The organism is Arthrobacter sp. NPDC055585 (genome assembly GCF_053619115.1).
This window is the reverse complement of record NZ_JBSHIT010000004.1, coordinates 14,006-39,150: the sequence shown is the minus strand read 5'-3', so window position 1 is coordinate 39,150 and position 25,145 is coordinate 14,006. Positions and strand designations below refer to the sequence as shown.

Below are 25,145 nucleotides of genomic sequence, written 5' to 3'. Positions count from 1 at the left end.
CCGGCGCCGGCGCCGATAGTTCCCTGCGTGACGGTCCAGCAAGATGTATCCCTTGGCATGCCCCCAAAAGCCCAGCGGCAGGTTGAAGCCTATGATTTCAGGCGTCCAACCACGCTTGCCCGCGAACATGCCCGTGTCCTGGAGATGGCCTTTGAGACTTTCGGCCGCCAGTGGGGCACACAGCTGACGGCCAAGGTCCGGGTCCTGTCCCAGGTCACCTCTGAGCAGGTGCAGACCATGACGTACGACGAGTACGTTGCCACCCTGCCCGAAGACACCGGCATGGTGCTTTTCTCCATGCCGAACATTTCGGCCAAAGCCGTCATCCAGTTCCCCATGGCAGCGGCGCTGTCCTGGGTCCGCCACATGCTTGGCGGCACGGGCAACCAGCCGGCCCCGGAGCGCAAGCTGACCCATATTGAGCAGGCACTGCTCAGCCGCATCATGGACGATGCGCTCGAAGACCTGCATTACGCTCTGGGCAGCCTTCTGGCAGCCCCGCTCTCGCCGTCGTCCATCCAGTACAACTCCCAGTTCGCCCAGGCTGCCGGGTCCACCGTGCCCATGATCGTGGCCCGCTTCGAGATGGTGGTGGGCGACGCCGTCGCCCCCGCCACCGTGGCGCTGCCCGCCGAAGCGATCCTCCCGCAGCTCGGGCCGGTCCGGCCGAATTTGTCCGACGCCACTCCGGCTGAACTGGTCACCGAACACCTGGCCAGCCTGCCGGTGGACGTTTCCCTGCAGCTGAAGCCCATCTGGGTGAAGCCGGGCAGGGTACTGGACCTCGCCGTCGGGGACGTCCTGAACCTTGACCATCCGCAGCACCGACCCCTGAATGTCACAGTCGACGGCCAGACGCTGGCTCAAGCCGCGGTGGGGGCCAGCGGCTCGCGTCTTGCCGGAGTGATCGTAAGCACCGAGGAGAACATCTAATGAGCACCACCCTGGCCCAGCACGCCGAAGCCGCAGCAGCCCTGGTAGGCCTGCTGCCCACCCCCACACCGCTGCAGCCGGCCCCGCACTCTACGCTGGGCCTGCCGCTGGAACAGATGTCGCAGGCAGTGACGGCGTCCTTCGTTGGATCCGTCTCCGCTGATCTGGCCGTTGTGCTGCTCTCCGCCGGTGCCAGCGTCTCCGACGTTACCGGCACGGATTCTCCCGCCGTTTCCACCGCCGATGTGCTCCGCCCGGCCCTGGAGGCAGCCAGTGCAACGCTGGGTGCAGGTGTGCTCGGGGACGCACGTACCGAAGACGCCGCGGCACTGTTCGGTCACATGGACACCACCGTCTTTGAGCTGCGCGGGCCCGACGGCACCGCCGGCTGGTTCGCGGTGCGCATCCGTTCCGGTGAGCAGGGCAGCACCGCCGCACAGTCAGTCGTCGGCAAGCTGGGCCGCATCAACAACGTTGAAATGGCGCTCACCGTAGAAATCGGCCGCACCCGCATGGCTGTCCGCGACGTCCTGAACCTGGAACCGGGCCGGGTCGTGGAGCTGGACCGTTCCGCGGGTGCTCCCGCCGACATCCTGCTCAACGGCCGTATGATCGCCCACGGGGAGATCGTCGTCGTTGACCAGGACTACGCCGTCCGCATCACCAAGATCCTGGATGTAGCAGAGGGTCTGGCATAAATGGACGATTCCGCAGTCATGGCGCTGCGGGTCCTGGTATCGCTCGGTGTGGTCCTGGGGCTCCTGTGGTGGCTCCAGCGCCGCCTCATCCGGGGACGGGTTTCCTCCGGAGCCGAAGCGCCCATCCGGGTCATCAGCCGGCAGGCGATCAGCCCCAAGGCCTCCGTAGTTGTCCTGGAAACCGGCGGCCAGCGCTTCCTGCTCGGGGTGACAGAAGCAAACGTGAACGTACTGCACACCTCGGATGCGGAACCGGCCCCCGACGCCGGGTTCGCCGCATCCCTCCAGGACGCAGCGGCAGGTACCGCCGGCGCGGACGGAACCGACGACGGCGGTCTTCCGCGGCGCCGCGACACACGCCGCGCCGTTGCCGGCAGCGGAACATCCGTACTCAACGGCTCCATCCTCTCCCCGGACACCTGGCGGCAGAGCGCCGCGTTCATCCGCCGCGGACGGACAGACTAATGACGCCGGCCCCATTCCCTGCTTTCACTGCGCCCGTTTCCGCCGCAGGAACAGCAGCAGCCCGGCCCGGGATTCGCCGGTTCCTGCTCCTGGCCCTCCTGGTCCTCGCCGCAACGTGCGCTCTGATGCTGGCCGGAACCGCCGCAGGCCATGCCACCACCCTGGACCCGGCGGCACCGGCAGACCCGACCGCACCCACCCAGCCCGGGGCACCCGATGAAACCGGCGGGTTCTCCGTGGACATCAACGGCGTGGATGGAACCCCGTCCACCGCCGTCGTCACGCTGATCGGCATCACCCTGCTCTCGGTGGCGCCTGCGCTGCTGCTGATGATGACCTCTTTTACGAAAATCTTCGTGGTGCTGGCGATGACCCGCAACGCGCTTTCCCTGCCGTCCATTCCCCCCAACCAGGTGCTCGCCGGCCTGGCCCTCTTCCTGTCCCTGTTCATCATGGCGCCGGTGCTGACCGAGATTAACAACCTCGCCGTCCAGCCCTACCTGGAGGGTGAATTCACCTTCACGGAGGCGCTTAACACCGGTGCCGGACCGCTGCAGCAGTTCATGCTGGCCCATACCCGGGAAGAGGACATAGCGCTGATGACCCGTGCCGCGGGCCAGCCCAACCCGGAGAGCCCGGAGACCGTGCCGCTGCTGACGCTTATCCCGGCGTTTATGATCTCCGAGCTGCGGGCGGCGTTCATCATCGGATTCGTCATTTTTATTCCGTTCCTGGTTATCGACCTGGTGGTCGCCGCAGCGCTGATGTCCATGGGCATGATGATGCTTCCCCCGGTCATGATCTCCCTGCCGTTCAAGATCCTGCTCTTTGTGCTGGTGGACGGCTGGGGCCTGATCATTACCTCGCTGGTGAACAGTTACCAGGGCGGCGGCTGATGGATACCAGCGCTGTTCTGGACATCGGCCTCCAGGGACTGTGGGTGGCTGCGAAACTCGCGGCACCGGTGCTGCTGACTGCCCTGGTGGTGGGCTTCGCCATCTCCCTGCTGCAGTCGATCACCCAGATCCAGGAAGTCACGCTCTCCTTCGTGCCGAAGGCCATCGCGGTGTGCATCGCGCTGCTGGTCTGCGGCCACTGGATGATCACCGAAATGATCACCTTCACCCAGCAGCTGTTCGAGAAGATCCCGTCCCTGCTCGGCGGGGGATGACATGTCCATCACCATTGACCAGGCCTGGCTGGAAGCGGTGATGCTGGCGGGCATACGGATGGTGGCGTTCCTGGTCATCGCCCCGCCGTTCTCCTACAACGCCTTTCCCGCCCGGGTAAAGGCCATGCTGGCCATCGGGCTGGCCCTGGCCGTGGCGCCGCAGGTCTCCGAGGGATACTCCAGCCTGGGCACGGCAGCGTTCATCACCGGACTGGTCCTGGAATTTGTGGTGGGTGCTGTGCTGGGATTCCTGGTGCTGCTGGTGTTCTCCGCGGTGCAGTCCGCCGGCCAGCTAATCGACCTCTTTGGCGGTTTCTCCCTCGCCCAGGGCTTCGACCCTCAGTCCATGGTCAACGGCGCGCAGTTCACCCGGCTGTTCCAGATCACCGCCCTGGCACTGCTCTTCGCCTCCGACGGTTACCAGATGATCATCTCCGGCCTGGCGCGCAGTTTCACTGCTCTTCCGCTGGCCGGAGGAATTGACCTTGCGGATCCGGCGCAGGCCATGATCACCGGAGTCACCCAGATGTTCATCGCCGCGGTGCAAATAGCCGGTCCGCTGCTGGTGGTGCTTTTCCTCGCTGATGCCGGGCTGGGCCTGCTGACCCGTGTGGCGCCGGCGCTTAACGCCTTCGCCCTGGGCTTCCCGCTGAAGATCCTGCTGACCCTGACTCTTGTGTCCGTGGTGTTCGTGGCGCTGCCCCGTGTGGTGTCCGTGCTGGTGGACCAGATTGTGCGCACGCTGGCGGGGGTGGGATAAATGGCGGAGCAGGACTCAGGAGAGCGGTCAGAAGCCGCCACCCCAAAACGGATGAAGGAAGTCCGGGAAAAAGGCCAGCTTTCCCGCTCGGACGACCTCACTGCCTGGGTGGGTGTTGGTGCCGCGGCGGTGATGATGCCGTCAACCATCAGCCGCGGTGCGGACAAAGGTGCGGAAAGTCTCATGCGTGTTGGGGGCCTGGCAGCGGATCCCACTCCGCAGGCCGCCCTGCGCATGTTCCAGGACGGATTCGGCGGGCTGGCCTACGTCATGGCTCCGATGCTCTCCGTAGTGGTGGCCGCAGTGCTGGCGACAGCAGCGCTCCAGGGCGGCATCCACTTCAAGAAGTTCAAGGGCAAGTACGAACAGTTCGACGTGGTCAAGGGCATGAAGCGGGTCTTCGGCGGTCAGGCCATCTGGAACGGCGTGAAGGCGCTGCTGAAGACCGCTGTGGTGGGCCTGGTGCTTTACGCGGTTATCCAGAACCTGATGCCTGTCCTGATGACTGCCGGCGGCATGTCCATCACCGCGCTGGTCGCCGAAGCCGGCGGGGGAGTGGCTACCCTGCTCCAGTTCGCAGTTGCGGCCGGCCTGGCCCTTGCGGGAGCGGACATCCTGATGGTGATGCGCAGGAACCGCAAAAGGACCCGCATGACCAAAAAAGAGGTCAAGGATGAGAACAAGAACACCGACGGCGATCCGCTGATCAAGTCCCAGCGGCGTGCCCGTCAGATGGCCCTGAGCCGGAACCGGATGATGGCCGCGGTGGGGGACTCCGACGTCGTGCTCCTGAACCCCACCCACGTGGCTGTGGCCCTGAAATATGAACCGGGAAAGTCCGCGCCGCGGGTGGTGGCGAAGGGCTCCGGAACGATCGCCGCCCGCATCCGTGAGGAAGCCGAAGCCAAGTCGGTGCCCATGGTGCGTGACGTCCCGCTGGCCCGTGCCCTGCACTCCGCCTGCGAACTGGGCCAGGAAATCCCGGTGGAACTGTACAACGCCGTGGCCCGTGTCCTGGCTTTTGTTATGGCCCTGAAAAACCGCGGCGCCGCTGCGGGGGTGCACACCATGGCACCCGATCCCTCTGCTACTGTCCCCGCTCCCGCCCCACAACACCGTAAGGCAGCGCCGTGAACCGCAACCTCCTGAAGCTCACCATCCCCGTGGGCGTGATCGGAATTATCCTGCTGCTGGTGGTCCCCGTGCCCGCCGGCATGCTGGACGTGCTGATCATCATCAACATTCTGCTGGCACTGGTGATCCTGCTGACCACCATGTTCGTGAAGAAGCCCCTGGACTTCTCCGTGTTCCCGTCCATGCTGCTGGTCGCCACGCTGTTCCGGCTGGGCCTGAACGTGGCCTCCACCCGGCTGGTGCTGGGCGACGGCTACGCCGGGCAGGTGATCGAAGCGTTCGGGCACGTGGCGGTGGGCGGGTCGCTGATCATCGGAGCGGTGATCTTCCTGATCCTGGTGGTGATCCAGTTCGTGGTGGTCACCAAGGGTGCCGAACGTGTAGCCGAAGTGGGTGCGCGCTTCACCCTGGACGCCATGCCGGGCAAGCAGATGGCCATCGACGCTGACCTCAACGCCGGCCTGATTACGGATATCCAGGCCCGTGAACGCCGTGCCGAGGTCTCCGCGGAAGCTGACTTCTACGGCGCCATGGACGGTGCGTCCAAGTTTGTGAAGGGCGACGCGATCGCCGGCCTGATCATCATCATCATCAATGTTGTGGGCGGCATCGCGATCGGGATGCTGCAGCGGGGTATGTCCGCCGGCGAAGCCATCGACACCTACACGCTGCTGACCATCGGCGACGGCCTGGTCACCCAGATCCCGGCCCTGCTGATGGCTGTCTCCACCGGCATGATCGTGACCCGGTCCAACGCCGAGTCGGACATGGCGTCCACCGCTTCGGCGGAACTCAGCCAGTCCCGGAACGCGCTGATGATCGCGGGGGCGGCAGCCATTGTGATGGCGCTGATCCCCGGCATGCCAAAGATCCCGTTCATCGTGATCGGCGCGCTGCTGATCTTCGCCAGCCAGCGGGTCAAGGCCCGGCAGGACGCGGAGGAAGCCGCCGCCGCAGACCCCGTGGCACAGCTGACCGCAGCGCCGGCCTCGGACACCACCGAGGACCTGATCGAGCAGATGCGGGTCCACGCCCTGGAAGTTATGCTCTCCCCGGACCTCGTGGGAATCGTCACCGGCGGCTCGGATGACCTGCTGGCCCGCGTCCGGGCCCTGCGGCGGAAGATCGCCCTGGAGCTCGGCGTCGTGGTTCCTCCGGTGCGGACCAGGGACAGCGTGGACCTGCCCGCTTCCACCTACGTGATCCGCATTGCCGGAGTGGAAGCCGGCCGCGGCGAAGCTCCGGCGGGCAAGGTACTGGCCCTGGGCGACTTCCTGGACGGACTGCCCGGCACCGCAACCGTGGAACCGGTCTTCGGGCTCTCCGGCAAGTGGGTGCCCACGGAAATGCGCCATGCCGCGGAGATGGCCGGTGCCACCGTCATCGACCGGGTCTCGGTACTGGTGACCCACCTTTCAGCAGTCATCACGGCCAACGCCGCCAGGCTCCTTACCCGTGAAGACGTCCGGGTGCTCACTGAAGGCGTCAAGCAGGTCAATCCCTCCGCCGTTGAGGAACTGGTTCCGAACGTGCTTTCCCTGGCGGAGGTCCAGCGTGTCCTGCAGGGCCTGCTGGCTGAACAGATCCCCATCAACGATCTGCCGCGCATCTACGAATCCCTGCTGCTGAAGGCAAAGATGTCCCCGGACCCGGAGGGACTGGTGGAGGCGGCAAGGCAGGCGCTGGGCCCGGCGCTGGCAGCCCAGTATGTTGAATCCGGTGTTCTGCGGGTCATCATGATCGATCCGTCGCTGGAACAGGCCATGCTGGAAAGCCTGCGCCCCTCGGACCAGGGCACCCAGATCCTGCTGGACCCGGCACGGATCGAAAGCATCATAGGATCACTAAAGTCCACTGTGGCCACAGTAGAGAATGCGGGACACACAGCGGTTCTGGTGTGTGCGCCCGCGCTCCGCCCGGCCATCCGCCGGCTGGTTTCGGCACAGGCCAACGGACTGCCCGTGCTCTCCTACCAGGAGGCCACTGCCGCGAACGTGAATATTGAAACAGTAGGAGTGCTCCGTGGAACCGAGACGATTTCAGCTTGAGGGCCCGTCCCTTGACGCGCTGAAAGCCAAGGTCCTGGCTGAGCACGGCCCGCGGGCACGGATCATTGCCGCCGAAAAGGTCACCGTCGGAGGAATCGGCGGGTTTATGGCCCGGAAGCACTACGAGGTCACCGTGGAACTGCCGCCGCGGGGCCGCCGTGCTGCCCCGGTGGCAGCGGACCTGCCCAGCCGTGCGGGAATCAGTGCGCTGCTGGCCCGGGCCGAGGAAGCCGAAGGAACGTTCCGCCCCGAGGCGGCGCCGGTACCTGACGTCTCCACCGGCACCAACGCCTTCGCCGAACTGATGGCAGATCTTTCCCAGAACACCGGCGCCCCCTACCGGCAGGCAGAAAGTTCGCCTGCCGTGGCCCCGGGACCCTTTGCACAGGTCTCCCGGAGCCAGGGGCCGGGAGCCCCGCTGCCGGGTCAGGAGGTGCCGGTGCCGCTCGCCGGAGCGGGAGACCTCGTGATAGTAGCCGGCCTGGGACAGGATGCCCTGCTGGTGTGCGAGTCGATGGCGGCAGCTGCAGGGTTCAGCGCCCAGGCGCTTCGTGCCGCAGGAGCCATCGATGCTTCCGGGGTCGGACGCGCGGGGGACCGCCGTGCCGTGGCTACGGCCCGGGCCGCAGGAGTCCTCGCCGGACATCCGATCTACCTTGCCTACGGGCTGGGCCGCGGGGTCAGCGAATTCGCCCGGCATACCACCCTGATTTCCGCGCTGGCCCCGGACCAGCTGTGGGTGGCCGTCGACGCCGGACGCAAGGCTGAGGACACAGCAGCCTGGGTCGGGGAAATCCGGGCCGCCGCTCCGGTGGACGCCGTCGCCGTGGAAGGACTGGAAGGCACCGCTACCCCGCAGACGGTAAACGGGCTGGGCCTGCCGGTCGGCTGGCTCGAGGGCGCTGCCGCCAGATCAGCGGTTCTGTGATGTTCGGGGTGCATGTCTTACGCCGAAACGATATTGCCGGGTGCGCTTGCGATAGAGTGAATAAATGCTCGTGCTAACGCGGAAATCAGGAGAACAGATCCTGATAGGTGATGACATTGTCATTACTGTGCTCGATTCACGCGGTGACGGCGTCCGAATTGGAATTGATGCCCCGCGCGGTGTGAAGATCCAGCGCAACGAAGTGGTCCGCGCCGTCGAGGAAGCCAACGTCGCTGCAGCGTCTGCATCCGCTGAGGATGAAGAACGGATCAAGGCCCTGCTGGGCCTGCACCGGCCCGCGGCCGAATAGCCCTTACCCCCTCCGGATCCTGGTCCGTCGGACCAGCCGCTGCCCCTGCCTGCAGCCCTGCCAGTTAACTGCCAGTTAACTGCCAGTTAACTGCCAAACCCCGGCAACCATTGGGGTGGAAGCCGGGGCGGCGAGCCAGGCGCTTCCCACGGACGGGCGGTCAGCGCACCACATGCAACTGTGTGGCTCGATTGGTGCAGTACTAACTTGGGATACTGCGGTTTTCTTGGGGGAAAATCTTAGCTGCCTGAACGGACCTTCGTTCCGAAGAGGCGGATGGTGCGGCGTGCGGGAGCTGCCATGCGGGACCGGGAGCCGGCCACGTGGCGCTCAACCTGGCCCTTGTCAGCGCGGGTGCCGTAGTAGTCCTGCAGGAGGCGCCGCTCGTGCGTGGAGCAGCGGACTCCGGGGTAGCGGTAGCCGCGGATTACCCAGTAGCCGGTCTTGTCAGTGGGGCGCTTGTCATTGGCCCATTCCGGGACCAGTCGGCGGCCGCATTCGGCGCAGAGGGCAGCCACGTGGTTATCGCGCTGGACCTCTGTGTAGCGCTTGACCAAAGCGTCAGTGCCTGCGTTCCATGCGTTCACGTGCCAACCCCCAATAAGTCTGCTGCGGTCCAGATATCCCCTCTGGCCTGCTGTTGTACTGATGGGTATGACGATATAGCTGCTCCCCGAAACAAACGCGCAAGTTCTGCGCGCAGAATACGCAATGTTTCCCCAAGAATTATCTTGCCCAAATCTTGAGCTTTGAGGTTCTCCGCAGGGCAGAAAAAAGCGGCGGCTGCGGGCAGGCAGCCGCCGCTTTTTTCCGGCTTTTAGAACGGGTACGGTGCGATTTCCGGCCGCATGGTGAGCCACTGGATTTCGGTGAAGGACTCCAGGTTGGCAGCTGCTCCGCCAACCCGGCCGCCGTTGCCGGAATCCTTGACGCCGCCGAACGGGGCGTTTGATTCGTCATTGACGGTCTGTTCGTTGATGTGGACCTTGCCGGACTCCACCCGGTCGGCAATCTCCATGGCCATTCCCACGTCACCGAGGATGGAAAGCGAAAGGCCGTACTCGCTGTCATTGGCCAGTTCCACGGCTTCGTCCACGGTGCTGAACTTCATGACCGGGGCTACCGGTCCGAAGATTTCCTGGGTCCAGGCCGGGTTGTCCTGCGCAACGTCTGCGAGCACGGTGGGACGGTAGAAGAGGTTCTCGCTGGTTCCGCCGGCTGCCAGGCGTGCCCCGGCTGCCACGGCATCCTGCACAATGCCGTCGATCTTCTTCAGCTGGTTTTCATCGATGATCGGGCCGAGAGCCGCCTGGCCGGTGGCCGGGTCTCCGACGGGCAGGTGGGCTGCCTTTTCGGCAAGAGCCTCAACATACTGCTCGTAGATGTCCTCGTGCACAATGTGCCGCCCCGTGGTCATGCAGATCTGGCCCTGGTGCATAAAGGACCCGAAGGCAGCTGCGGAGGCAGCCTTGGCCAGGTCGGCGCCCGGGAGCACGATCATCGCATTGTTGCCGCCGAGTTCCAGGTGGGCCCGCTTGAGCAGGCGTCCGGCGGATTCAGCGATCTTGCGGCCCGCGCCGGTGGAGCCGGTGAACGCGATGACCCGGACTTCCGGCGCTTCCACTACGGCCGCACCGATTTCCGCTGCACCGGGCAGCAGGGAGAGCAGACCCGCGGGCAGGCCGGCTTCTTCGAAGACCCGCATCAGGGCGACGCCGCCGCACACTGCGGTGCGGGGGTCCGGCTTGAGCAGCACGGCGTTGCCGAGGGCCAGCGCCGGGGCAACCGCGCGGATGGAGAGGATGAGCGGGAAGTTGAACGGGGCGATCACGGAGACGACGCCGGCGGGCCGGCGCCGGGAGAAGGACCAGCGCTGTTCGTTGGTGGCCAGCACTTCACCGGCGGGGTGGGACGGGAGCGCGGATGCGTCGTAGCATTCGTTGGCTGCGCTGTGCGTTTCCAGCCCGGCCTTGGGCGGGATGCTGCCGGCTTCGCGGATGATCCATCCGCCGAGTTCCTCGGCGTGTTCTTCCCAGAGGGCGCCTGCGCGGCGCAGCACTGCGGCGCGTTCCTCAGGCTTCCGGGCGGCCCATTCCTTCTGGGCTGCCGCAGCGGTGCGGGCAGCCTCAAGGACGTCATCAACGGAGGCGACGCCGTAGCTGCCCAGTTTCCTGCCGGTGGCCGGTTCCACGGCATCAGCGGAGCCGGCACCGCCGTCTCGCCAGCCGTTGACGTAGATCTTGTCCGTCCAGATGGACGGGTCGAGCAAAGCCATGTGTGTTCCTAGCTCTTGGGGTTCAGGGGGTCTCCCAAGTATCCCAGACCTGGCGCAGCGAACGGGCGCATCCTGCCGGGCTTCCGGCACGGGTTCAGGGCGCAGAGCGGCGCTTCTGAAGGGACCGGCGCAGCATCCGGACCAGACCTATGACGCCGAAGACGATCGGCATGACGGCGATGATGCCCGCCACCGGGTCGTTCACAAAAGCCAGGATGCAGACGCCGAAGAAAACGTGCAGGACGTAGCCGCCGGCCTGGGCAGCGCGGGAGTGCTTCCGGAGCGCTCTGCGAAAGATGGTGATGACGGCTCCCCGGAAGTCCTTGGCTCTGCTGCAGCGAAGCCCCCGGAACCAGTGCAGGTTCCGGGGGCTTCGAAAGTGGAGCCTCCTGCCAGAATCGAACTGGCGACCTTCTCATTACGAGTGAGACGCTCTACCAACTGAGCTAAGGAGGCGGGCTTCCTCCAGCCGGTCACCGGCCAGAATCCACAAGGAAATACTCTATACGGCGCGGGCAGTGCGGTCAAAAGCGGCGACCTCTGCGGCGTCCGGTCCGGGAGGAGCCGGACGCCGCAGCCGGCACCTAGGAGCAGACGAGTCCGTTCTCGGGCACCGTACCGTCAATGAAGTAGTCGTCCACGGCATCGGCAATGCACTGGTTTCCACGGCCGTAGGCTGTGTGGCCCTCCGCTTCCCAAGTCACAAGCACTGCGGAGTCCAGCTGGCCGGCCAGGGCCTGGGACCATTCGTACGGTGTGGCCGGATCGCCGGTGGTGCCGACTACGACGATCGGATCCGCGCCTTCCGCGGTGAGCGGCCGGGGCTCGTTGACCGGTTCGTAGGGCCAGGCTTCGCACGTCAGCCCGCCGTAGGCGAGGAAACGTCCCAGGGTGGGGGAGGCCTCCTCCAGCTCGGCGGCGTCGGCGGCCATCTGCGCAGGGTCCGTTTCCATGGGGTAGTCCAGGCAGTTCACGGCGCTGAAGACTTCGTAGGAGTTGGACTCATAGCTGCCGTCCTGGTTCCGTTCCGCGCCAAGGTCCGCCAGCATCAGCATGGTGGTCGGATCACCGCGGAGGGCGGATCCCAGCGCCTGGGTGAGGGCCGGCCAGTTCGCGTCGTTGTACAGCGGCAGGATGAACCCGCTGACAAACGTGGAGACAGTAACCGGCCGTCCATCGGCGGCGCTGAGCGGGCTGGCTTCAACAGAGGCAATCAGGTCGCGGATTGTCTGCACGCCGTCATCCACTGAACCGTTCAGCGGGCAGTTGGAGGAGGACTGGCAGTCCTGGACGTAGGCGCGGATTGCCTTCTCGAACGCCCGGGCCTGGCCCAGCGTGATTTCCTCGTTGCTCGCGGCCGGATCGAGGCCGCCGTCGAGCACCAGACGCCCCACCTTGCCCGGGAACAGTTCGGCGTAGGTGGCGCCTAGGAAGGTGCCGTAGGAGAAACCCAGGTAGTTCAGCTTCGGGTCGCCGGCGATGGCCCGCAGAATGTCCATGTCCCGGGCGGCGCTTTCGGTGTCCACAAAGCCCAGCAGCTCGCCGGAGGTCTCCGCACAGGCTGAGGCGTATTCAGCGGCGCTGGCCCGGGCTTCTTCCAGCCCCGTTTCCGTGGACGGGTCCAGGATTTCGGTGCGCGCTTCATCGACCTCCTCGTCGGTCAGGCAGTCCACGGGAGTGGACCGGCCGACTCCGCGGGGGTCAAAGCCAAGGATGTTGAACTCGCTGCGCAGCCGGTCGGTGGTGATGCCTTCCAGGGAATCCCGGACCGTGGCGTAGCCGGATCCGCCCGGGCCGCCCGGGTTCACCAGCACGGTTCCCTCCGGAGAGCCTCCGGCCTCAGCCAGGATGACGCTCAGCTCAATGCTGCGTTTTTCCGGGTTCTCATAATCCAGCGGAACTTCCACGGTGGCGCACAGGAACGAGTCCCCTTCGCAGGATTCCCACACCACTTCCTGCTCGTAGAACTCTGCCAGGTTTTCCGGTACCTCGCCGATCACTTCGGGGGCAGCGGTCGTTGTGCCCTCAGCGGGACCCTCGGTGGTCCCGGGAGTGCAGGCCACCAGACCGGCGAGTACGACGGCGGCGGTTGAGGCCGCGGCAACGCGGCGCAGGGTGCGGGACAGGCCCCGCGGTCGGCGTCGTTCAAGGGTCATTGCGGCGGCTCCTGGTCCGGGGTGCGGGGGGTGGTCTGCGGGTTCGCGGTGCTTCACAAAAGGCTGACGGCCATGGCTTCAATGGCCAGCAGCGGGGCGACGTTGGTGGTGACCAGCCGCCGGCGCACTGCGTTGATTTCCTCCATGCGCCCCAGAATTGCCTCCGGCGTGGTGCGCGCGGCAAAAGCCTCCAGCTCGGAGCGCAGCGGTTCATTGACCAGGTCCGTGCCGGAGTCCAGCGCCAGCACCAGAGCGTCACGGTAGAAAGAGAGCAGATCGGTCAGCGCGCGGTCGAAATAGTCGTTCTTGGACCGCTTGGCCCGGCGCAGCTGGTCTTCTTCGAGCCGTTTGATCTGGCTGCGCATCGACGGCGGCAGGGTTCCGGACTCCGGGGCACCCAGGGACGCCAGCAGCGAAGCCTTCTCCTCGGCGTCGCGCGCTTCGAAGGAACTGGCGGCTTCCGCCTCAGCCAGGGCCACCAAATCAGCGGCAGCTTTCATCGCCCCGGAGACGCTGCGCAGCGACAGCGGCAGGCGGACGATCTTTTCCCGGCGCTGACGCGCTCCTTCGTCGGTAGCCAGCCGTTTGGCAACACCCACATGGCTCTGTGCCGAGCGGGCCGCTTCCTGTGCCACGTCCGGATCGATTCCGTCGCGGCGCACCAGCAGTTCGGCGACATCCTGGACCGGCGGCAGCCGCAGGCCCACGGGCCGGCAACGGGAGCGGATGGTCACCAGCACGTCACCCGGGCTGGGCGCGCACAGCAGCCAGATGGTGCGCGGCGGCGGTTCCTCGATCGCTTTGAGCAGCACGTTGGTGCTGCGTTCCTGCATCCGGTCCGCGTCTTCAACGATCAGCACACGCCAGCGCCCGGTGGACGGCTTGTCCTGGGCCTTCTTCACCAGCTCGCGGGCTTCTTCAATGCTGATGGTGACCTTCTCCGTGGTTACGGAGGAGACATCGGCGTGGGAACCGGCCAGAGCGGTGCGGCAGGAGCGGCAGGTGCCGCAACCGCGCTCCGCCGGATCGGGCTCCTCGCACAGCAGCGCCGCGGCGAAGGCACGGGCGGCATTGGACCTGCCGGAGCCGGGCGGGCCCGTGAACAGCCAGGCGTGGGTGGGGCGTTCCTGCGCTGCGGCACGGCGCAGCTGTTCGACTACGGGCGCCTGGCCCTGAAGATCGTCCCAGACGCTCACGGCAGCAGTTCCTTAACCCGGTCCAGGATTTTCCCGGCGAGCTCGGGGACCGGCGCTGCGGCATTCAGGACCAGGTAACGGTCCGGGGAAGCCTCGGCCAGGGCCAGGAATGCCTCCCGGATGCTGCTGTGGAAACTGTCCGGCTCGGATTCGAGGCGGTCCTCGGCGGCGTCAGAGGCGGTGCGGCGGCTGCGTCCGGCTTCCGGATCCACGTCCAGCAGCACGGTCAGGTCCGGGACCAGGCCTCCGGTGGCCCATTCGTTGACTGAGCGGACGTCGCCGGTGCCCAGGTTCCGTCCGGCTCCCTGGTAAGCAACCGAGGAATCAACGTAGCGGTCGCAGACCACGACGTCGCCGCGCTCCAGGGCGGGCAGGATCACCTGTTCCACGTGGGCGGCGCGGGACGCAGCAAAAATCAGGGCCTCCGTGCGGGGATCGATCTGGCCGTGGCCGTGTTCCAGAACCAGGGACCGCAGTTTTTCACCCACGGGTGTTCCGCCGGGTTCGCGGGTGCGGAGCACAGTTCGGCCGGCGTCCTGCAGTGTTTGGGTGAGCAGCGCCGCCTGGGTCGACTTGCCCGCGCCGTCGCCGCCTTCGAAAGCGATGAAAAGTCCGGTACGGGGTTCAGAAATACTCACCCGCCTAGCCTACCCAGTGATGCTGGGAAACTGCCTGCCGCCTTCCGGCCCGGCTGCGGATGCGACCAGTGCGGATCCGGCGAGTTCGTCTGACCCCGGCGGAACACCCGTGGTCGGTGAAGGAACATGACAGCGGTGCCGGTGCCGGAACAGCACCGACACGGCTGTGCGGTCTAGGCTAAAACCCATGAGCACAGCAACCGGGCATGGGCAGGCGGCAGCACAGCTGTCGGTGGAAACCACAGTTGTCTCTGCGGGGCGTCCGGAACGCACCGCAGATTCAGCCGTCAACCCGCCGATCGTCCTGACCTCCACCTTCCACGGCACGCGTGAAACCCGCGACGGTGACCGGATCTACGGCCGCTACTCCAATCCCACCTGGGATCCTTTCGAGGAAGCCCTTGGCACACTGGAGAACTCGGAGCTGCCGGCACTGGTCTATTCCTCCGGGCTGGCGGCCGTCATCGCCGCCATGTCGCTGATTCCGGCCGGCGGCACGCTGGTCATGCCGCGGCACAGCTACCAGGGCTCGCTCCTGCTCGCCGCCGAGGACGCCCGGGACGGACGCATCAGAGTGCGCACGGTGGACATCGCCAACACCGAAGAGGTCATTGCCGCGCTCGACGGCGCCGCCATGCTCTGGCTGGAAAGCCCCACCAATCCCATGCTTGAGGTCGCCGAACTCGCTGTCCTGGCCGAGGCTGCTCACGCTGCCGGGGCACTCGTGGTGGTGGACAACACCTTCTCCACGCCCCTGGTGACCAGGCCGCTGGACCTTGGCGCCGACGTCGTGGTCCATTCGGTAACCAAATACCTTTCCGGGCATTCCGACGTCGTCCTCGGTGCCACAGTTACTTCCGATCCGGACCTGCGCGCCCGCCTGCTCACCTACCGGTCGCTGCACGGCGCCGTCGGGGGGCCGTTCGAGGTGTGGCTGGCGCTGCGCGGCCTGCGCACCCTGGCACTGCGGGTCCAGCGCTCGATGGAATCGGCAATGGAGCTGGCCGGCCGGCTGGCCTCCCATCCCGGTGTGGAAGCGGTGCGTTATCCGGGTCTGCCGCAGGATCCGGGCCATTCCCGGGCCGCTGCGCAGATGGACGGATTCGGCTCAATTCTCTGCATTGAGGTGGCCGGCGGTGCCGAAGCCGCTGACGCGGTGACGGAAAAGGTTGAACTCTGGCTGCCGGCTACCTCGCTGGGCGGAGTTGAGTCGCTGATTGAGCGGCGCCGCCGCCAGCCTGCAGAGCCGGTCTCCGTTCCGGAGAACCTGCTGCGCCTGTCGGTGGGAATCGAAAACGTTGAGGACCTCTGGAACGACCTCGACCGGGCGCTTCCACGGTAGGGTGTTCGAGTGGCACTTGTTGAATTGTTGCGGAACCTCATCTACCTGGCGCTGGGCATCGTGGCGCTGGTCATCGAGCTGTGGGCCTTTGCCGACTGCCTGCGGCGCAAGCCCGCAGACTTTGAGCGCGCCTACAAGCGCACCAAGGGATTCTGGCTGGGCCTGACCGGCGGTGCTGCCGCCGTCGGGCTGCTCTCCGTGCTGCTCTTCGGGCCGCTGGCGCTGCTCCTCTTTGAACTGGCCGCCGTGGTGGCCGCTTCGGTTTACCTTGCAGACGTGCGCCCGGCGCTCAACGAGAACAAAGGACGCGGAGGAGCCTACGGTTCCTGGTAGCGCCCTGCGCTTCTAGTCCTTAGGTGCGACGGCGTCCCACGCCACCGTGATTTCCCCCAGCCGCCAGCGGCTGGGCCCGGTCAGCAGCGGCCAGCCCTCAGCCCGCAGTGCGCTACACATCGCAATCCAGCGCTGCCGGTTGCCGTAGGACGCCATTGGCGCCGCCGCAGTCCAGGCCTTGTCCATCGCCTGCAGGAAGGCATGCACCCGCTCGCCGTGAACGTTCCGGTGGATCAGCGCCTTGGGCAGCCGCTCCGCGACGTCGGACGGAAGGCTGAAGGAGCCAAACCGCAGCGAGACGCTCAGCGATACGGGCCCGCCTGATTCCAGGACCACCCAGGTGGACCTGCGGCCAATCTCGTCGCACGTGCCGTCGATGAAGATCCCGTCTTCGGCCAGCCGGCTGCACACCATGTCCCAGTGGGCGGAGTATTCATCCTCGCTGTACTGGCGCAGCACGTTGAAGGCCCGCACCATGACCGGCCGCCTTCCGCCCAGCGGCAGTTCGAACCCGCCCTGGACAAAACTCAGACCGGCCCGCTCCAGCGGTTTGGCGGCCCGCACCCGCTCCGGATCGATTTCTATGCCCACCACACTGGCGTCCGCCCGCACCCCGCGGATCCGCGAATGCAGCTCGACGGCCGTAACCGGTGCCGCCCCGTACCCAAGATCGATGACCAGGGGATCTTTTGCCCGCCGCAGCCGCCACCCCTCCGGACCGGAGAGCCATCGGTCGACCCGGCGAAGACGATTGGGGTTTGTAGTGCCCCGGGTCACATTTCCCACGGGCTTTGAGGGGATTTTCACCAAACAATGTTACCGGCCTGCAGAGCATGCTCCGGACCGGATCCTGCCCCGAACCATGCGGATGGAGGCGCCGGGGCGAATGCAGCCCTACAAGGCACGTTGGTTACGGACCGGCCTGCCATGTGCCCGTGCTCTGCCGCTACGATGCTTTTATGACCTACAAAGTGATCCTTCTGCGCCACGGGCAGAGTGAATGGAATGAAAAGAACCTCTTCACCGGCTGGGTGGATGTGGATCTCACGGACCTGGGCCGGGCCGAGGCGCTCCGCGGCGGAGAGCTGCTGGTGGAGAACAACATCCTCCCGGACATTCTCTACACCTCGCGGCTGCAGCGGGCCATTAACACGGCGAACATCGCCCTCGGTGCCGCAGACCGGATCTGGATTGACGTCAAGCGCAGCTGGCGCCTGAACGAACGCCACTACGGCGCGCTCCAGGGCAAGGACAAGGCCCAGACACTGGCCGCGTACGGTGAGGAGCAGTTTATGCTCTGGCGCCGGTCCTACGACACTCCGCCGCCGCCCCTGCCGGATGACAGCGACTTCTCCCAGGCACACGACCCCCGCTACGCGGACCTCAGCGAGGACGAAAAGCCCCGCACCGAGTGCCTCAAGGATGTCCTGGAGCGCTTCCTGCCGTACTGGGAGAATGAGATCACCAAGGACATCAAGTCCGGCAAGACAGTCATGATCGCCGCCCACGGCAACTCGCTGCGTGCGCTGGTCAAGCACCTGGACGGGATTTCCGACGCCGACATTGCGGCTGTCAACATTCCCACCGGCATCCCGCTGGTCTACGAACTCGACGAAAACCTCAAGCCGGTCAAGGCCGGCGGCACCTACCTGGATCCGGAAGCCGCTGCGGCCTCCATCCAGGCTGTGGCCAACCAGGGCAAGCAGAAGAAGTAGCCCGCCCCCAAGCGAGATAACAGAAACTGCCCGTATGAACGCTCATACGGGCAGTTTCTGTTAGATGGATGAAGGCGGAGCTACAGGGAGCTCTCCGAGATGGGCTGCCATTCGCCGGTCACCAGGTAGTTGACCTTGCGGGTGACGGAGACGCCGTGGTCGGCGAAGCGCTCGAAGTAGCGGCTGGCCAGGGTCAGGTCCACCGTGGTCACGGGGGAGTTGTTCCAGTCCGGGGATGCCACGGCCTTGAATACGCCGGCGTGGAGCTCGTTGATGCGCGTGTTGTGCGCGTAGATGTCCTTGCTCAGCTCCAGGTTGCGCGTCTCAAGCAGTTCCGTAAGGAGCTCGGAGATGGCAATGTCCAGCTGGGCCATCTCCCGGAAGGTCTCCACCATGTTCTCCGGCACGACGTTGGCCGGGTAACGCAGGCGGGCCAGCTGGGCGATGTGGCGCGCCAGGTCGCCCATCCGCTCCAGCGAAGCGCTCATTCGCAGTGAACCTACAATCATCCGCAGGTCGCTGGCCACCGGCCCCTGAAGGGCGAGGACGTCGATGGCCCGCTCGTCGAGGTCGTTCTGCAGGAAGTCGATACGGGCGTCAGCGGCGATGACATCCTGTGCCAGTTCAGTGTCGGCCGTCTCGAACGCCTGCGTGGCCTTCTTCATGGCTTCTGTGACGAGCTGAGAAATCTGGGTCAGCTCCTCACCGATCTGGTGAAGCTCGGCCTGGAAAACCTTGCGCACTTAATGCGTCCTTTCGATCAACTCTTCTCGGGCCGCTGAACCTGCGCTGCGGCAGTGATTATGCTGCCAGCGTCCGGTTAACTCTCGGCCCTCTTGAAGTGAACGTTAGTTTAACGGTTGGTCGAATGCCACTGGAGTGCCCGCCGGCACAATTGCGTCAGCCTAAGCTAGGACTGTGAATCCTGTACTGCTGGGCCTGCTCTCAGGCATCCTCGGCCTGGCCGTGGGTGTGTTCGGCGTCGTCGCTTACATCTCCAGCCAGCGGCACCGCCGCGACCTGGCCGAAGTGGATGAGCCCGCCCTGTCCGAGGGCGCGGCTGAAATCCTGGGAGTCCTTGGCCGCGCCTACATTGTGGTGGACGGGATCGACGGCGTGGTCCGGGCCAGTCCCGGCGCCTACGCGTTCGGACTGGTCCGCGGGCACACGCTGATGCAGGAAGAAGTGCTTGAGCTTACTGCCCGGGTGCGCCGCGACGGCGTCATCGAAGAGCGCAACGTTGAGCTGAACCGCGGGCTAATGGGGCAGGGAAGCCTGATCCTGCAGCTGCGCGTGGCTCCGATCGCCGAGGAGTACATCCTCATCCTGGCGGATGACCGCACCGAGGCAACCCGGACCGAAGAGATGCGCAATGACTTCGTTGCGAACGTCTCCCATGAACTCAAGACTCCGGTGGGCGCCATCTCCCTGCTGGCCGAGGCAATTGACGACGCCGCTGCGGACGAGGAAGCGGTGCGGCGGTTCGCGAAGCGGATGCATAAGGAAACGGTCCGGCTCTCCGCCCTGGTGCAGGACATCATTGAACTTTCCCGGCTGCAGGGCACCGACATGGTGGACCACGCGGAGCCGGTGGACATCAACGAGCTGGTGGCCGACGCCGTCGAGGCCAACCGGCTGCCCGCGGAACGGCGGAACATCACCGTGGTCGTGGGCGGCTCGGCAGAAAACCCGGTGTACGCCGACGGGCCGATGCTCACCACCGCCTTCCGCAACCTGATCGACAACGCGATCCGCTATTCGCCCGAGGGCAGCCAGGTGGGCGTGGGCATCCGGTCCCGGGACGGGCTGGCGCAGGTCACGGTGACAGACCGCGGACCTGGCATCGCCGCGGAGGACCAGGAGAGGGTCTTCGAGCGTTTTTATCGCATCGACGCTGCCCGTTCCCGGAACACCGGCGGCACCGGCCTGGGGCTGAGCATTGTCAAGCATGTGGTTTCCAACCACGGCGGTGAAGTGAGCCTGTGGTCCCAGCCGGGCCAGGGCTCAACCTTCACCGTACGGCTTCCCGAAATGGAAGCTGCGGATAACGAGGAAACGGCGGATGTTCCGCCGCAGACAGACGGCGCATCAGCGCCGGCCGGCAAGGAGTAAGTTGAGCAGGATCCTGATTGTGGAGGACGAAGAGTCCTTCAGCGACCCGTTGTCCTACCTTCTGGAACGTGAAGGGTTTGACGTCGTGGTCGTAGACAACGGCCTGGAGGCCGTTGCCGAGTTTGACCGGTCCGGAGCGGACCTGGTGCTGCTGGATTTGATGCTGCCGGGCCAGTCCGGAACCGAGGTCTGCCGCCAGCTGCGCCAGCGCTCGGACGTGCCGGTCATTATGCTCACCGCCCGGGACTCCGAAATAGACAAGGTGGTGGGGCTGGAACTGGGTGCCGATGACTACGTCACCAAACCATACTCCTCCCGTGAACTGCTGGCCCGGGTGCGTGCAGTGCTGCGCCGCCGCAGCGACGCCGGTGACCTCAACGCTGCCACGATCCAGGCCGGGCCGGTCCGGATGGACGTGGACCGCCATGTGGTCAGCGTTGACGGGACCGCCGTCCCGCTGCCCCTGAAGGAGTTTGAGCTGCTGGAGATGCTGCTGCGCAACTCCGGTCGCGTCATGACGCGGGGCCAGCTGATCGAGCGGGTCTGGGGAGCTGACTATGTGGGGGACACCAAGACCCTGGATGTGCACGTGAAGCGGCTGCGGGCAAAAATCGAGCCGGATCCTTCGGCTCCGCAGCACCTTGTGACGGTGCGCGGCCTGGGTTACAAGTTCGAGGCCTGACCGCCGGAGGCAGGTACAGCTGCCGGCACAGCAAAGGGTCCGCCCGGTTCAACCGGACGGACCCTTTTCTGTGCTGGAGCTTGAGTGCTGCTACGGGGCCGGAGTTTCCGTGGGCTCGCCGGCAGCGGCATCCGTGCTTTCCGGAGTGGGCTCCGGAGTCGGGAGGTAGTCGCGGTAGTACGAAACCTGGCCGTCGACCACCGGCACGTTCAGTTCTGCGGTCTCCGAGCCGTCCTTGGCTTCGGCGCGGATGCCGGTGCCCGGGAGGACGCTGACGGTCTCGACCAGTACCTCGGACTGCGGGGCGTCGTCGTAGACAACCTTGCCGCCGCCGGGGATGTTCCAGGTCAGGTTGGAGCCGCCGATGGAGAGCTCGAAGTTGATGGGGTCTGAGGAGTCGTTCACCACGGTGCCCAGCAGGCGTCCGGGCTCGCCGTCGCCGTCGCTGACAACCAGGATGTTGCGCAGCTGCAGGTCGCCCAGATCCTGGACAATGCCGTCGGAGGGGGAGTACTCCATGGTGGTTGCCTGATCGTTCACGGCACTGCAGCCGGTGGCGCCCAGCAGCGACAGCGCGATAACACCGGCGGCGGCAGCGTTCCGCGTCCGGTTCCTGGATGTGAAAATCACAGCACAAACTCCTGAAGGGTGGCGGTCGGAAGACCGAGGGGACGTTTGCTCCTAGCCTATCGGCAAACCCCGGAAAACATGGATTTAGCGACGTCAGAGGGCTTACCGGAACTACTCAGCAGGCTACCTGTGAGAGGCCGAATAATACTCAGTTTTAGGCCTCGGCCCGCTGACCTGCGGAAACTCTTCTCGGCGTGTCGCCCGCATGCTAAACTAGAGTTCGGGAAAGGGGAAAGTCCACATGGTTTTTGAGGTTGGCGAAACAGTTGTTTACCCTCACCACGGTGCCGCGAAGATCGAAGAGATCAAGATGCGGACCATCAAGGGCGAAGAGAAAATGTATCTCAAGCTCAAGGTGGCACAGGGTGATCTGACCATTGAAGTACCGGCTGAGAACGTTGACCTCGTTGGGGTTCGCGACGTCGTTGGCAAGGAAGGCCTCGAGCACGTCTTCGATGTCCTCCGCGCTGAACTGACTGAAGAACCCACCAACTGGTCCCGCCGTTACAAGGCAAATCTGGAGAAGCTCGCTTCGGGCGACGTCGTCAAGGTAGCAGAGGTTGTCCGCGACCTTTGGCGCCGCGACCACGACCGCGGTCTTTCCGCGGGCGAGAAGCGCATGCTTGCGAAGGCACGCCAGATCCTCATTTCGGAGCTGGCCCTGGCCGAAAAGACTGACGAGGACCAGGCTGCCGCTGTATTGGACGAAGTCCTTTCCAGCTAATACCTGCTCTACGTTGCCGGTCCGCTTCCTGCGGACCGGCAACGGCCGTTTAACGGGCCGGTTTACATGCTGCTGCGGGCGCCCGGCGCGCCGTGGCACTAGGCTTGAGTCGTGTCTGAATCCATTCCCGGCCCGTACCGCGTGGGCGTCATCCTGGTAGCCGGCGGGTCCGGCCAGCGTCTTGGTTACGGAATGCCCAAAGCCCAGGTGCCCCTCGCAGGCGAAATGCTCCTCGCCCACGCCCTGCGCGGAGTGGATGCCTGCGGTGTAGCCTCAGCCATAGCAGTAGCGGTTCCCGCAGCGGACACTGCCCTGCGGGCCCTCTGCGCGGCGACTCCGCTCAGCTGCCCCATTGAAGTGGTCGACGGCGGTGCCACCCGGGCGGACTCAGTCCGTGCCGCACTGAACGCCCTCCCCGAAGACCTGGATGCAGTACTGGTGCACGACGCAGCACGGGCACTGGCACCTGCGCAGGTTTTCCACCGCGTCACGGCCGCACTGGCCGCCGGAGCGCAGGCCGTGATTCCGGCAGTTCCGGTGGTGGACACGGTGAAATCCGTCGAACCGGCCAACGGCCCGCAGTCCCCGGCCCCCGCACAGGTTACGGGCACACCGGACCGGTCCACGCTCCGCGCCGTGCAGACACCCCAGGGTTTCGAAGCCGGGGTGCTCCGCCGCGCCCACACCGCCGCCGCGGAATTCGACGAGCAGCAGGCAGCAGCCGTCACCGATGACGCCATGCTGGTGGAGAGCCTCGGTATTCCCGTCCATGTGGTGGAGGGCTCCGCCATGTCCCTGAAGATCACCACCCCGCTGGACCTCCTGCTCGCTGAAGCAGTCCTGTCCGGCGGCACCAGCATGCAGGAGGACTAGGAAACCGTGGAAGCACTGCCCCGCACCGGAATCGGCACAGACGTCCATGCCTTTGCGCCGCTGGACGCCCCGCGTCCGCTCTGGGTCGCCGGCCTGCTCTGGGAAGGCGAACGCGGACTCGCCGGGCATTCCGACGGAGACGTTGTAGCTCACGCTGCGGCTGACGCCCTGTTCTCGGCCGCCGGCATCGGAGACCTGGGCACCCATTTCGGAACCGACCGTCCCGAGTACGCCGGCGCGGCAGGAACTGTTCTCCTCGCGGAGGCCGCGAGGCTGGTCCGGGAAGCCGGCTTCCGGATCGGGAACGTGTCGGTGCAGCTGATCGGCAACCGGCCCAAGTTCAGTCCCCGGCGGGCCGAAGCGGAAGCCGTCCTGACCGAGGCAGCCGGTGCACCCGTGAACGTCTCGGCCACCACCACGGACGGGCTGGGCTTCACCGGCCGCGGCGAGGGAATCGCTGCCGTGGCCACCGCCGTCGTCGTCGCCGGCTAGCAGCGTAACCTGCCTGCAGGTGCCGTGAGCGCCACGCGGTAGCCTAGAGCAGTGAGCCTGAGATTCTATGACACAGCAAGCGCGCAGGTCCGGGACTTTGAGCCCCTGGTTCCGGGGCAGGTCAGCCTGTACTACTGCGGTGCCACCGTTCAGGGACTGCCGCACGTGGGGCACATCCGCTCCGCAATAGCTTTCGACCAGCTCACCCGCTGGCTCCAGGCCCGCGGCTTCCGGGTCACCACGGTCCGCAACGTCACGGACATTGATGACAAGATCCTGGCCAAGGCTGCCGCGTCCGTAGGCGCGGAACCCAGCGACGGAGTTGTCCCCGATGAGCAGTGGTGGGCACTGGCCTACCGCTTCGAGCAGGAATTCTCCCGCGCCTACGACACCCTGGGTGTGCAGCGCCCCACGTACGAACCGCGCGCCACCGGCCACATCCCCGAAATGCACGCCCTGATCCAGCGCCTGATCGACGCCGGGCACGCCTACCCGGCGCTGGACGACTCCGGGGACGTGTACTTCGATGTCCGTTCCTGGCCGGAATACGGCTCCCTGACCCGGCAGAACATTGATGACATGCAGGCGGCGCCCGACGCCGACCCGCGCGGCAAGCGCGATCCGCGGGACTTCGCGCTGTGGAAGGGCCACAAGGACACCGACCCGGACACCGCCGCCTGGGACAGCCCCTGGGGCCGCGGCCGCCCCGGCTGGCACCTGGAATGCTCGGCCATGGTCACCAAGTACCTCGGCCCGCGCTTCGACATTCACGGCGGCGGACTGGATCTGCGCTTCCCGCACCATGAAAACGAGATGGCGCAGTCCCGGGCTGCCGGAGACGGGTTCGCCAATTTCTGGATGCACAACGGCATGGTCACCTTCGAAGGCGAGAAGATGTCCAAGTCCATCGGCAACACCATCAGCCCGGCGCAGATGCTCGCCGAAGCCTCTCCGCGTGTGGTGCGGTACTACCTGGGGCAGGCCCACTACCGCTCCGTCCTGGATTACCGGCCCACCTCGCTGCAGGAAGCCGCTGCCGCCGTGGAACGGATCGACGGCTTCATCGCCAAGGCAGCCGCGAAGACGGGGGACGACGGCGCTGCCGCCGGACCGCAGGATCTTCCCGCAGCATTCGGCGCAGCCATGGATGACGACCTCAACGTTCCGCAGGCACTGGCTGTGCTGCACGAAACGGTGCGGGCCGGCAATACTGCGCTGGCGGCGTCGGACATCGATGCAGTGCGCACCGCACTGTTCCAGGTCCGTGCCATGACCGCTGTGCTGGGACTGGATGCCGTCCAGGACGCGGGCACCTCGGCCGGTCCGGAACACGCCGCGCTGGACAGCCTGATCCAGGACCGGCTGCTCGAGCGCGGCCAAGCTCGGGCCGCCAAGGACTGGGCCCGCGCAGATGCCATCCGGGACGCCCTGGCCGCTGCCGGGATTGTTGTGGAGGACACGGCTGACGGCGCTGTCTGGTCCCTGGAACAGGGGTAGGCGTCAGCTCTGGGCTAACACATCCGGGCTCCG

Annotated in this window: 27 protein-coding genes and 1 tRNA gene; 19 read left to right on the top strand and 9 right to left on the bottom strand. The window is 65.9% G+C overall.

Annotation, left to right across the window (positions count from 1 at the left end; all coding sequences use genetic code 11):
• The first annotated feature begins 27 nt into the window (after positions 1 to 27).
• The 10 genes from ACWGQ2_RS08270 to csrA all read left to right on the top strand — a co-directional run bounded on the left by ACWGQ2_RS08270 (position 28) and on the right by csrA (position 8,447).
• A complete protein-coding gene (locus tag ACWGQ2_RS08270) occupies positions 28 to 933 on the top strand; it encodes a flagellar motor switch protein FliM (RefSeq protein ID WP_452016153.1) in 906 nt (301 codons plus the stop codon).
• The gene (gene fliN / locus ACWGQ2_RS08265) at positions 933 to 1,631 is read left to right on the top strand and encodes a flagellar motor switch protein FliN (protein WP_452016151.1); all 699 of its coding nucleotides are present in this window, start codon (positions 933 to 935) and stop codon (positions 1,629 to 1,631) included. The genes ACWGQ2_RS08270 and fliN overlap by 1 nt, the downstream gene beginning before the upstream one ends.
• The gene (locus ACWGQ2_RS08260; protein WP_452016149.1) at positions 1,632 to 2,096 is read left to right on the top strand and encodes a FliO/MopB family protein; all 465 of its coding nucleotides are present in this window, start codon (positions 1,632 to 1,634) and stop codon (positions 2,094 to 2,096) included.
• Entirely contained in the window at positions 2,096 to 2,992 is an 897-nt protein-coding gene (gene fliP / locus ACWGQ2_RS08255; protein ID WP_452016147.1) for a flagellar type III secretion system pore protein FliP, read from the top strand. Before ACWGQ2_RS08260 ends, fliP begins: the two co-directional genes overlap by 1 nt.
• Positions 2,992 to 3,267, top strand: coding sequence for a flagellar biosynthesis protein FliQ (gene fliQ / locus ACWGQ2_RS08250; protein ID WP_325791408.1), 276 nt, complete (start codon positions 2,992 to 2,994; stop codon positions 3,265 to 3,267). Before fliP ends, fliQ begins: the two co-directional genes overlap by 1 nt.
• A 1-nt stretch (position 3,268) precedes the next feature.
• On the top strand, positions 3,269 to 4,027 hold the full coding sequence (locus tag ACWGQ2_RS08245) for a flagellar biosynthetic protein FliR (RefSeq protein WP_452016145.1): 759 nt from the start codon (positions 3,269 to 3,271) through the stop codon (positions 4,025 to 4,027).
• Entirely contained in the window at positions 4,028 to 5,161 is a 1,134-nt protein-coding gene (locus ACWGQ2_RS08240) for an EscU/YscU/HrcU family type III secretion system export apparatus switch protein (protein WP_452016143.1), read from the top strand.
• Complete coding sequence (locus ACWGQ2_RS08235; protein ID WP_452016139.1) at positions 5,158 to 7,209, top strand: flagellar biosynthesis protein FlhA; 2,052 nt, start codon at positions 5,158 to 5,160, stop codon at positions 7,207 to 7,209. The genes ACWGQ2_RS08240 and ACWGQ2_RS08235 overlap by 4 nt, the downstream gene beginning before the upstream one ends.
• Complete coding sequence (locus tag ACWGQ2_RS08230) at positions 7,184 to 8,137, top strand: hypothetical protein (protein WP_452016137.1); 954 nt, start codon at positions 7,184 to 7,186, stop codon at positions 8,135 to 8,137. Before ACWGQ2_RS08235 ends, ACWGQ2_RS08230 begins: the two co-directional genes overlap by 26 nt.
• 64 nt (positions 8,138 to 8,201) lie before the next feature.
• Positions 8,202 to 8,447 (top strand): carbon storage regulator CsrA, encoded by a 246-nt coding sequence (gene csrA / locus ACWGQ2_RS08225; RefSeq protein WP_452016135.1) that lies wholly within the window; start codon positions 8,202 to 8,204, stop codon positions 8,445 to 8,447.
• A 239-nt stretch (positions 8,448 to 8,686) separates the two neighbouring features.
• On the opposite strand, the gene ACWGQ2_RS08220 is transcribed toward csrA, so the two are convergent.
• The 6 genes from ACWGQ2_RS08220 to tmk form a co-directional block, all read right to left on the bottom strand.
• A complete protein-coding gene (locus tag ACWGQ2_RS08220; RefSeq protein WP_452016133.1) occupies positions 8,687 to 9,034 on the bottom strand; it encodes a hypothetical protein in 348 nt (115 codons plus the stop codon).
• A 230-nt stretch (positions 9,035 to 9,264) separates the two neighbouring features.
• On the bottom strand, positions 9,265 to 10,722 hold the full coding sequence (locus tag ACWGQ2_RS08215; protein ID WP_452016131.1) for an aldehyde dehydrogenase family protein: 1,458 nt from the start codon (positions 10,720 to 10,722) through the stop codon (positions 9,265 to 9,267).
• 380 nt (positions 10,723 to 11,102) lie between these two features.
• A tRNA-Thr gene (locus tag ACWGQ2_RS08210) sits at positions 11,103 to 11,178 on the bottom strand.
• Positions 11,179 to 11,306: 128 nt separating this feature from the next.
• Entirely contained in the window at positions 11,307 to 12,878 is a 1,572-nt protein-coding gene (locus ACWGQ2_RS08205; protein ID WP_452016129.1) for an alpha/beta hydrolase, read from the bottom strand.
• A gap of 53 nt (positions 12,879 to 12,931) precedes the next feature.
• Complete coding sequence (locus ACWGQ2_RS08200; RefSeq protein WP_452016127.1) at positions 12,932 to 14,074, bottom strand: DNA polymerase III subunit delta'; 1,143 nt, start codon at positions 14,072 to 14,074, stop codon at positions 12,932 to 12,934.
• The gene (tmk, locus tag ACWGQ2_RS08195) at positions 14,071 to 14,712 is read right to left on the bottom strand and encodes a dTMP kinase (RefSeq protein WP_452016125.1); all 642 of its coding nucleotides are present in this window, start codon (positions 14,710 to 14,712) and stop codon (positions 14,071 to 14,073) included. Before tmk ends, ACWGQ2_RS08200 begins: the two co-directional genes overlap by 4 nt.
• 187 nt (positions 14,713 to 14,899) lie before the next feature.
• On the opposite strand from tmk, the gene ACWGQ2_RS08190 reads away from it, so the two are divergent.
• A complete protein-coding gene (locus ACWGQ2_RS08190) occupies positions 14,900 to 16,054 on the top strand; it encodes a trans-sulfuration enzyme family protein (RefSeq protein ID WP_452016123.1) in 1,155 nt (384 codons plus the stop codon).
• A gap of 9 nt (positions 16,055 to 16,063) precedes the next feature.
• Positions 16,064 to 16,387, top strand: a complete 324-nt coding sequence (locus ACWGQ2_RS08185) for a DUF2516 family protein (RefSeq protein ID WP_422401049.1) — start codon at positions 16,064 to 16,066, stop codon at positions 16,385 to 16,387.
• Positions 16,388 to 16,399: 12 nt separating this feature from the next.
• Here ACWGQ2_RS08185 and ACWGQ2_RS08180 read toward each other — a convergent pair whose 3' ends face one another.
• Positions 16,400 to 17,194: a class I SAM-dependent methyltransferase gene (locus ACWGQ2_RS08180; protein ID WP_452016121.1), complete on the bottom strand. Its 795-nt coding sequence runs from the start codon at positions 17,192 to 17,194 to the stop codon at positions 16,400 to 16,402.
• A 152-nt stretch (positions 17,195 to 17,346) separates the two neighbouring features.
• On the opposite strand from ACWGQ2_RS08180, the gene ACWGQ2_RS08175 reads away from it, so the two are divergent.
• Positions 17,347 to 18,102: a phosphoglyceromutase gene (locus ACWGQ2_RS08175; protein ID WP_452016119.1), complete on the top strand. Its 756-nt coding sequence runs from the start codon at positions 17,347 to 17,349 to the stop codon at positions 18,100 to 18,102.
• Positions 18,103 to 18,182: 80 nt separating this feature from the next.
• On the opposite strand, the gene phoU is transcribed toward ACWGQ2_RS08175, so the two are convergent.
• Positions 18,183 to 18,845: a phosphate signaling complex protein PhoU gene (gene phoU / locus ACWGQ2_RS08170; RefSeq protein WP_452016117.1), complete on the bottom strand. Its 663-nt coding sequence runs from the start codon at positions 18,843 to 18,845 to the stop codon at positions 18,183 to 18,185.
• Positions 18,846 to 19,020: 175 nt separating this feature from the next.
• Here phoU and ACWGQ2_RS08165 point away from each other — a divergent pair, with 175 nt between their 5' ends.
• Both ACWGQ2_RS08165 and ACWGQ2_RS08160 read left to right on the top strand, forming a co-directional pair.
• A complete protein-coding gene (locus ACWGQ2_RS08165) occupies positions 19,021 to 20,214 on the top strand; it encodes a sensor histidine kinase (protein WP_452016115.1) in 1,194 nt (397 codons plus the stop codon).
• A gap of 1 nt (position 20,215) precedes the next feature.
• Positions 20,216 to 20,896 (top strand): response regulator, encoded by a 681-nt coding sequence (locus ACWGQ2_RS08160; RefSeq protein ID WP_452016113.1) that lies wholly within the window; start codon positions 20,216 to 20,218, stop codon positions 20,894 to 20,896.
• Positions 20,897 to 20,986: 90 nt separating this feature from the next.
• Here ACWGQ2_RS08160 and ACWGQ2_RS08155 read toward each other — a convergent pair whose 3' ends face one another.
• Positions 20,987 to 21,526, bottom strand: coding sequence for a hypothetical protein (locus tag ACWGQ2_RS08155; RefSeq protein WP_452016111.1), 540 nt, complete (start codon positions 21,524 to 21,526; stop codon positions 20,987 to 20,989).
• 241 nt (positions 21,527 to 21,767) lie between these two features.
• On the opposite strand from ACWGQ2_RS08155, the gene ACWGQ2_RS08150 reads away from it, so the two are divergent.
• The 4 genes from ACWGQ2_RS08150 (at position 21,768) to cysS (ending at position 25,112) form a co-directional block, all read left to right on the top strand.
• Complete coding sequence (locus ACWGQ2_RS08150; RefSeq protein WP_055240754.1) at positions 21,768 to 22,250, top strand: CarD family transcriptional regulator; 483 nt, start codon at positions 21,768 to 21,770, stop codon at positions 22,248 to 22,250.
• A 111-nt stretch (positions 22,251 to 22,361) separates the two neighbouring features.
• Entirely contained in the window at positions 22,362 to 23,123 is a 762-nt protein-coding gene (ispD, locus tag ACWGQ2_RS08145) for a 2-C-methyl-D-erythritol 4-phosphate cytidylyltransferase (protein ID WP_452016109.1), read from the top strand.
• 6 nt (positions 23,124 to 23,129) lie between these two features.
• Positions 23,130 to 23,615 carry a 2-C-methyl-D-erythritol 2,4-cyclodiphosphate synthase gene (gene ispF / locus ACWGQ2_RS08140; RefSeq protein ID WP_452016107.1) on the top strand — a complete coding sequence of 162 codons (486 nt, stop codon included), beginning with the start codon at positions 23,130 to 23,132 and terminating at the stop codon, positions 23,613 to 23,615.
• 51 nt (positions 23,616 to 23,666) lie between these two features.
• The gene (cysS, locus tag ACWGQ2_RS08135) at positions 23,667 to 25,112 is read left to right on the top strand and encodes a cysteine--tRNA ligase (protein WP_452016105.1); all 1,446 of its coding nucleotides are present in this window, start codon (positions 23,667 to 23,669) and stop codon (positions 25,110 to 25,112) included.
• The last annotated feature ends 33 nt before the right edge of the window (positions 25,113 to 25,145 follow it).

Coding starts and splice junctions, on each gene's coding strand:
- fliN (WP_452016151.1), top strand. CDS start 933: ATGAGCACCACCCTGGCCCAGCACGCCGAAGCCGCAGCAGCCCTGGTA.
- ACWGQ2_RS08260 (WP_452016149.1), top strand. CDS start 1,632: ATGGACGATTCCGCAGTCATGGCGCTGCGGGTCCTGGTATCGCTCGGT.
- fliP (WP_452016147.1), top strand. CDS start 2,096: ATGACGCCGGCCCCATTCCCTGCTTTCACTGCGCCCGTTTCCGCCGCA.
- fliQ (WP_325791408.1), top strand. CDS start 2,992: ATGGATACCAGCGCTGTTCTGGACATCGGCCTCCAGGGACTGTGGGTG.
- ACWGQ2_RS08245 (WP_452016145.1), top strand. CDS start 3,269: ATGTCCATCACCATTGACCAGGCCTGGCTGGAAGCGGTGATGCTGGCG.
- ACWGQ2_RS08240 (WP_452016143.1), top strand. CDS start 4,028: ATGGCGGAGCAGGACTCAGGAGAGCGGTCAGAAGCCGCCACCCCAAAA.
- csrA (WP_452016135.1), top strand. CDS start 8,202: ATGCTCGTGCTAACGCGGAAATCAGGAGAACAGATCCTGATAGGTGAT.
- ACWGQ2_RS08215 (WP_452016131.1), bottom strand. CDS start 10,722: ATGGCTTTGCTCGACCCGTCCATCTGGACGGACAAGATCTACGTCAAC.
- ACWGQ2_RS08205 (WP_452016129.1), bottom strand. CDS start 12,878: ATGACCCTTGAACGACGCCGACCGCGGGGCCTGTCCCGCACCCTGCGC.
- ACWGQ2_RS08190 (WP_452016123.1), top strand. CDS start 14,900: ATGAGCACAGCAACCGGGCATGGGCAGGCGGCAGCACAGCTGTCGGTG.
- ACWGQ2_RS08175 (WP_452016119.1), top strand. CDS start 17,347: ATGACCTACAAAGTGATCCTTCTGCGCCACGGGCAGAGTGAATGGAAT.
- ACWGQ2_RS08150 (WP_055240754.1), top strand. CDS start 21,768: ATGGTTTTTGAGGTTGGCGAAACAGTTGTTTACCCTCACCACGGTGCC.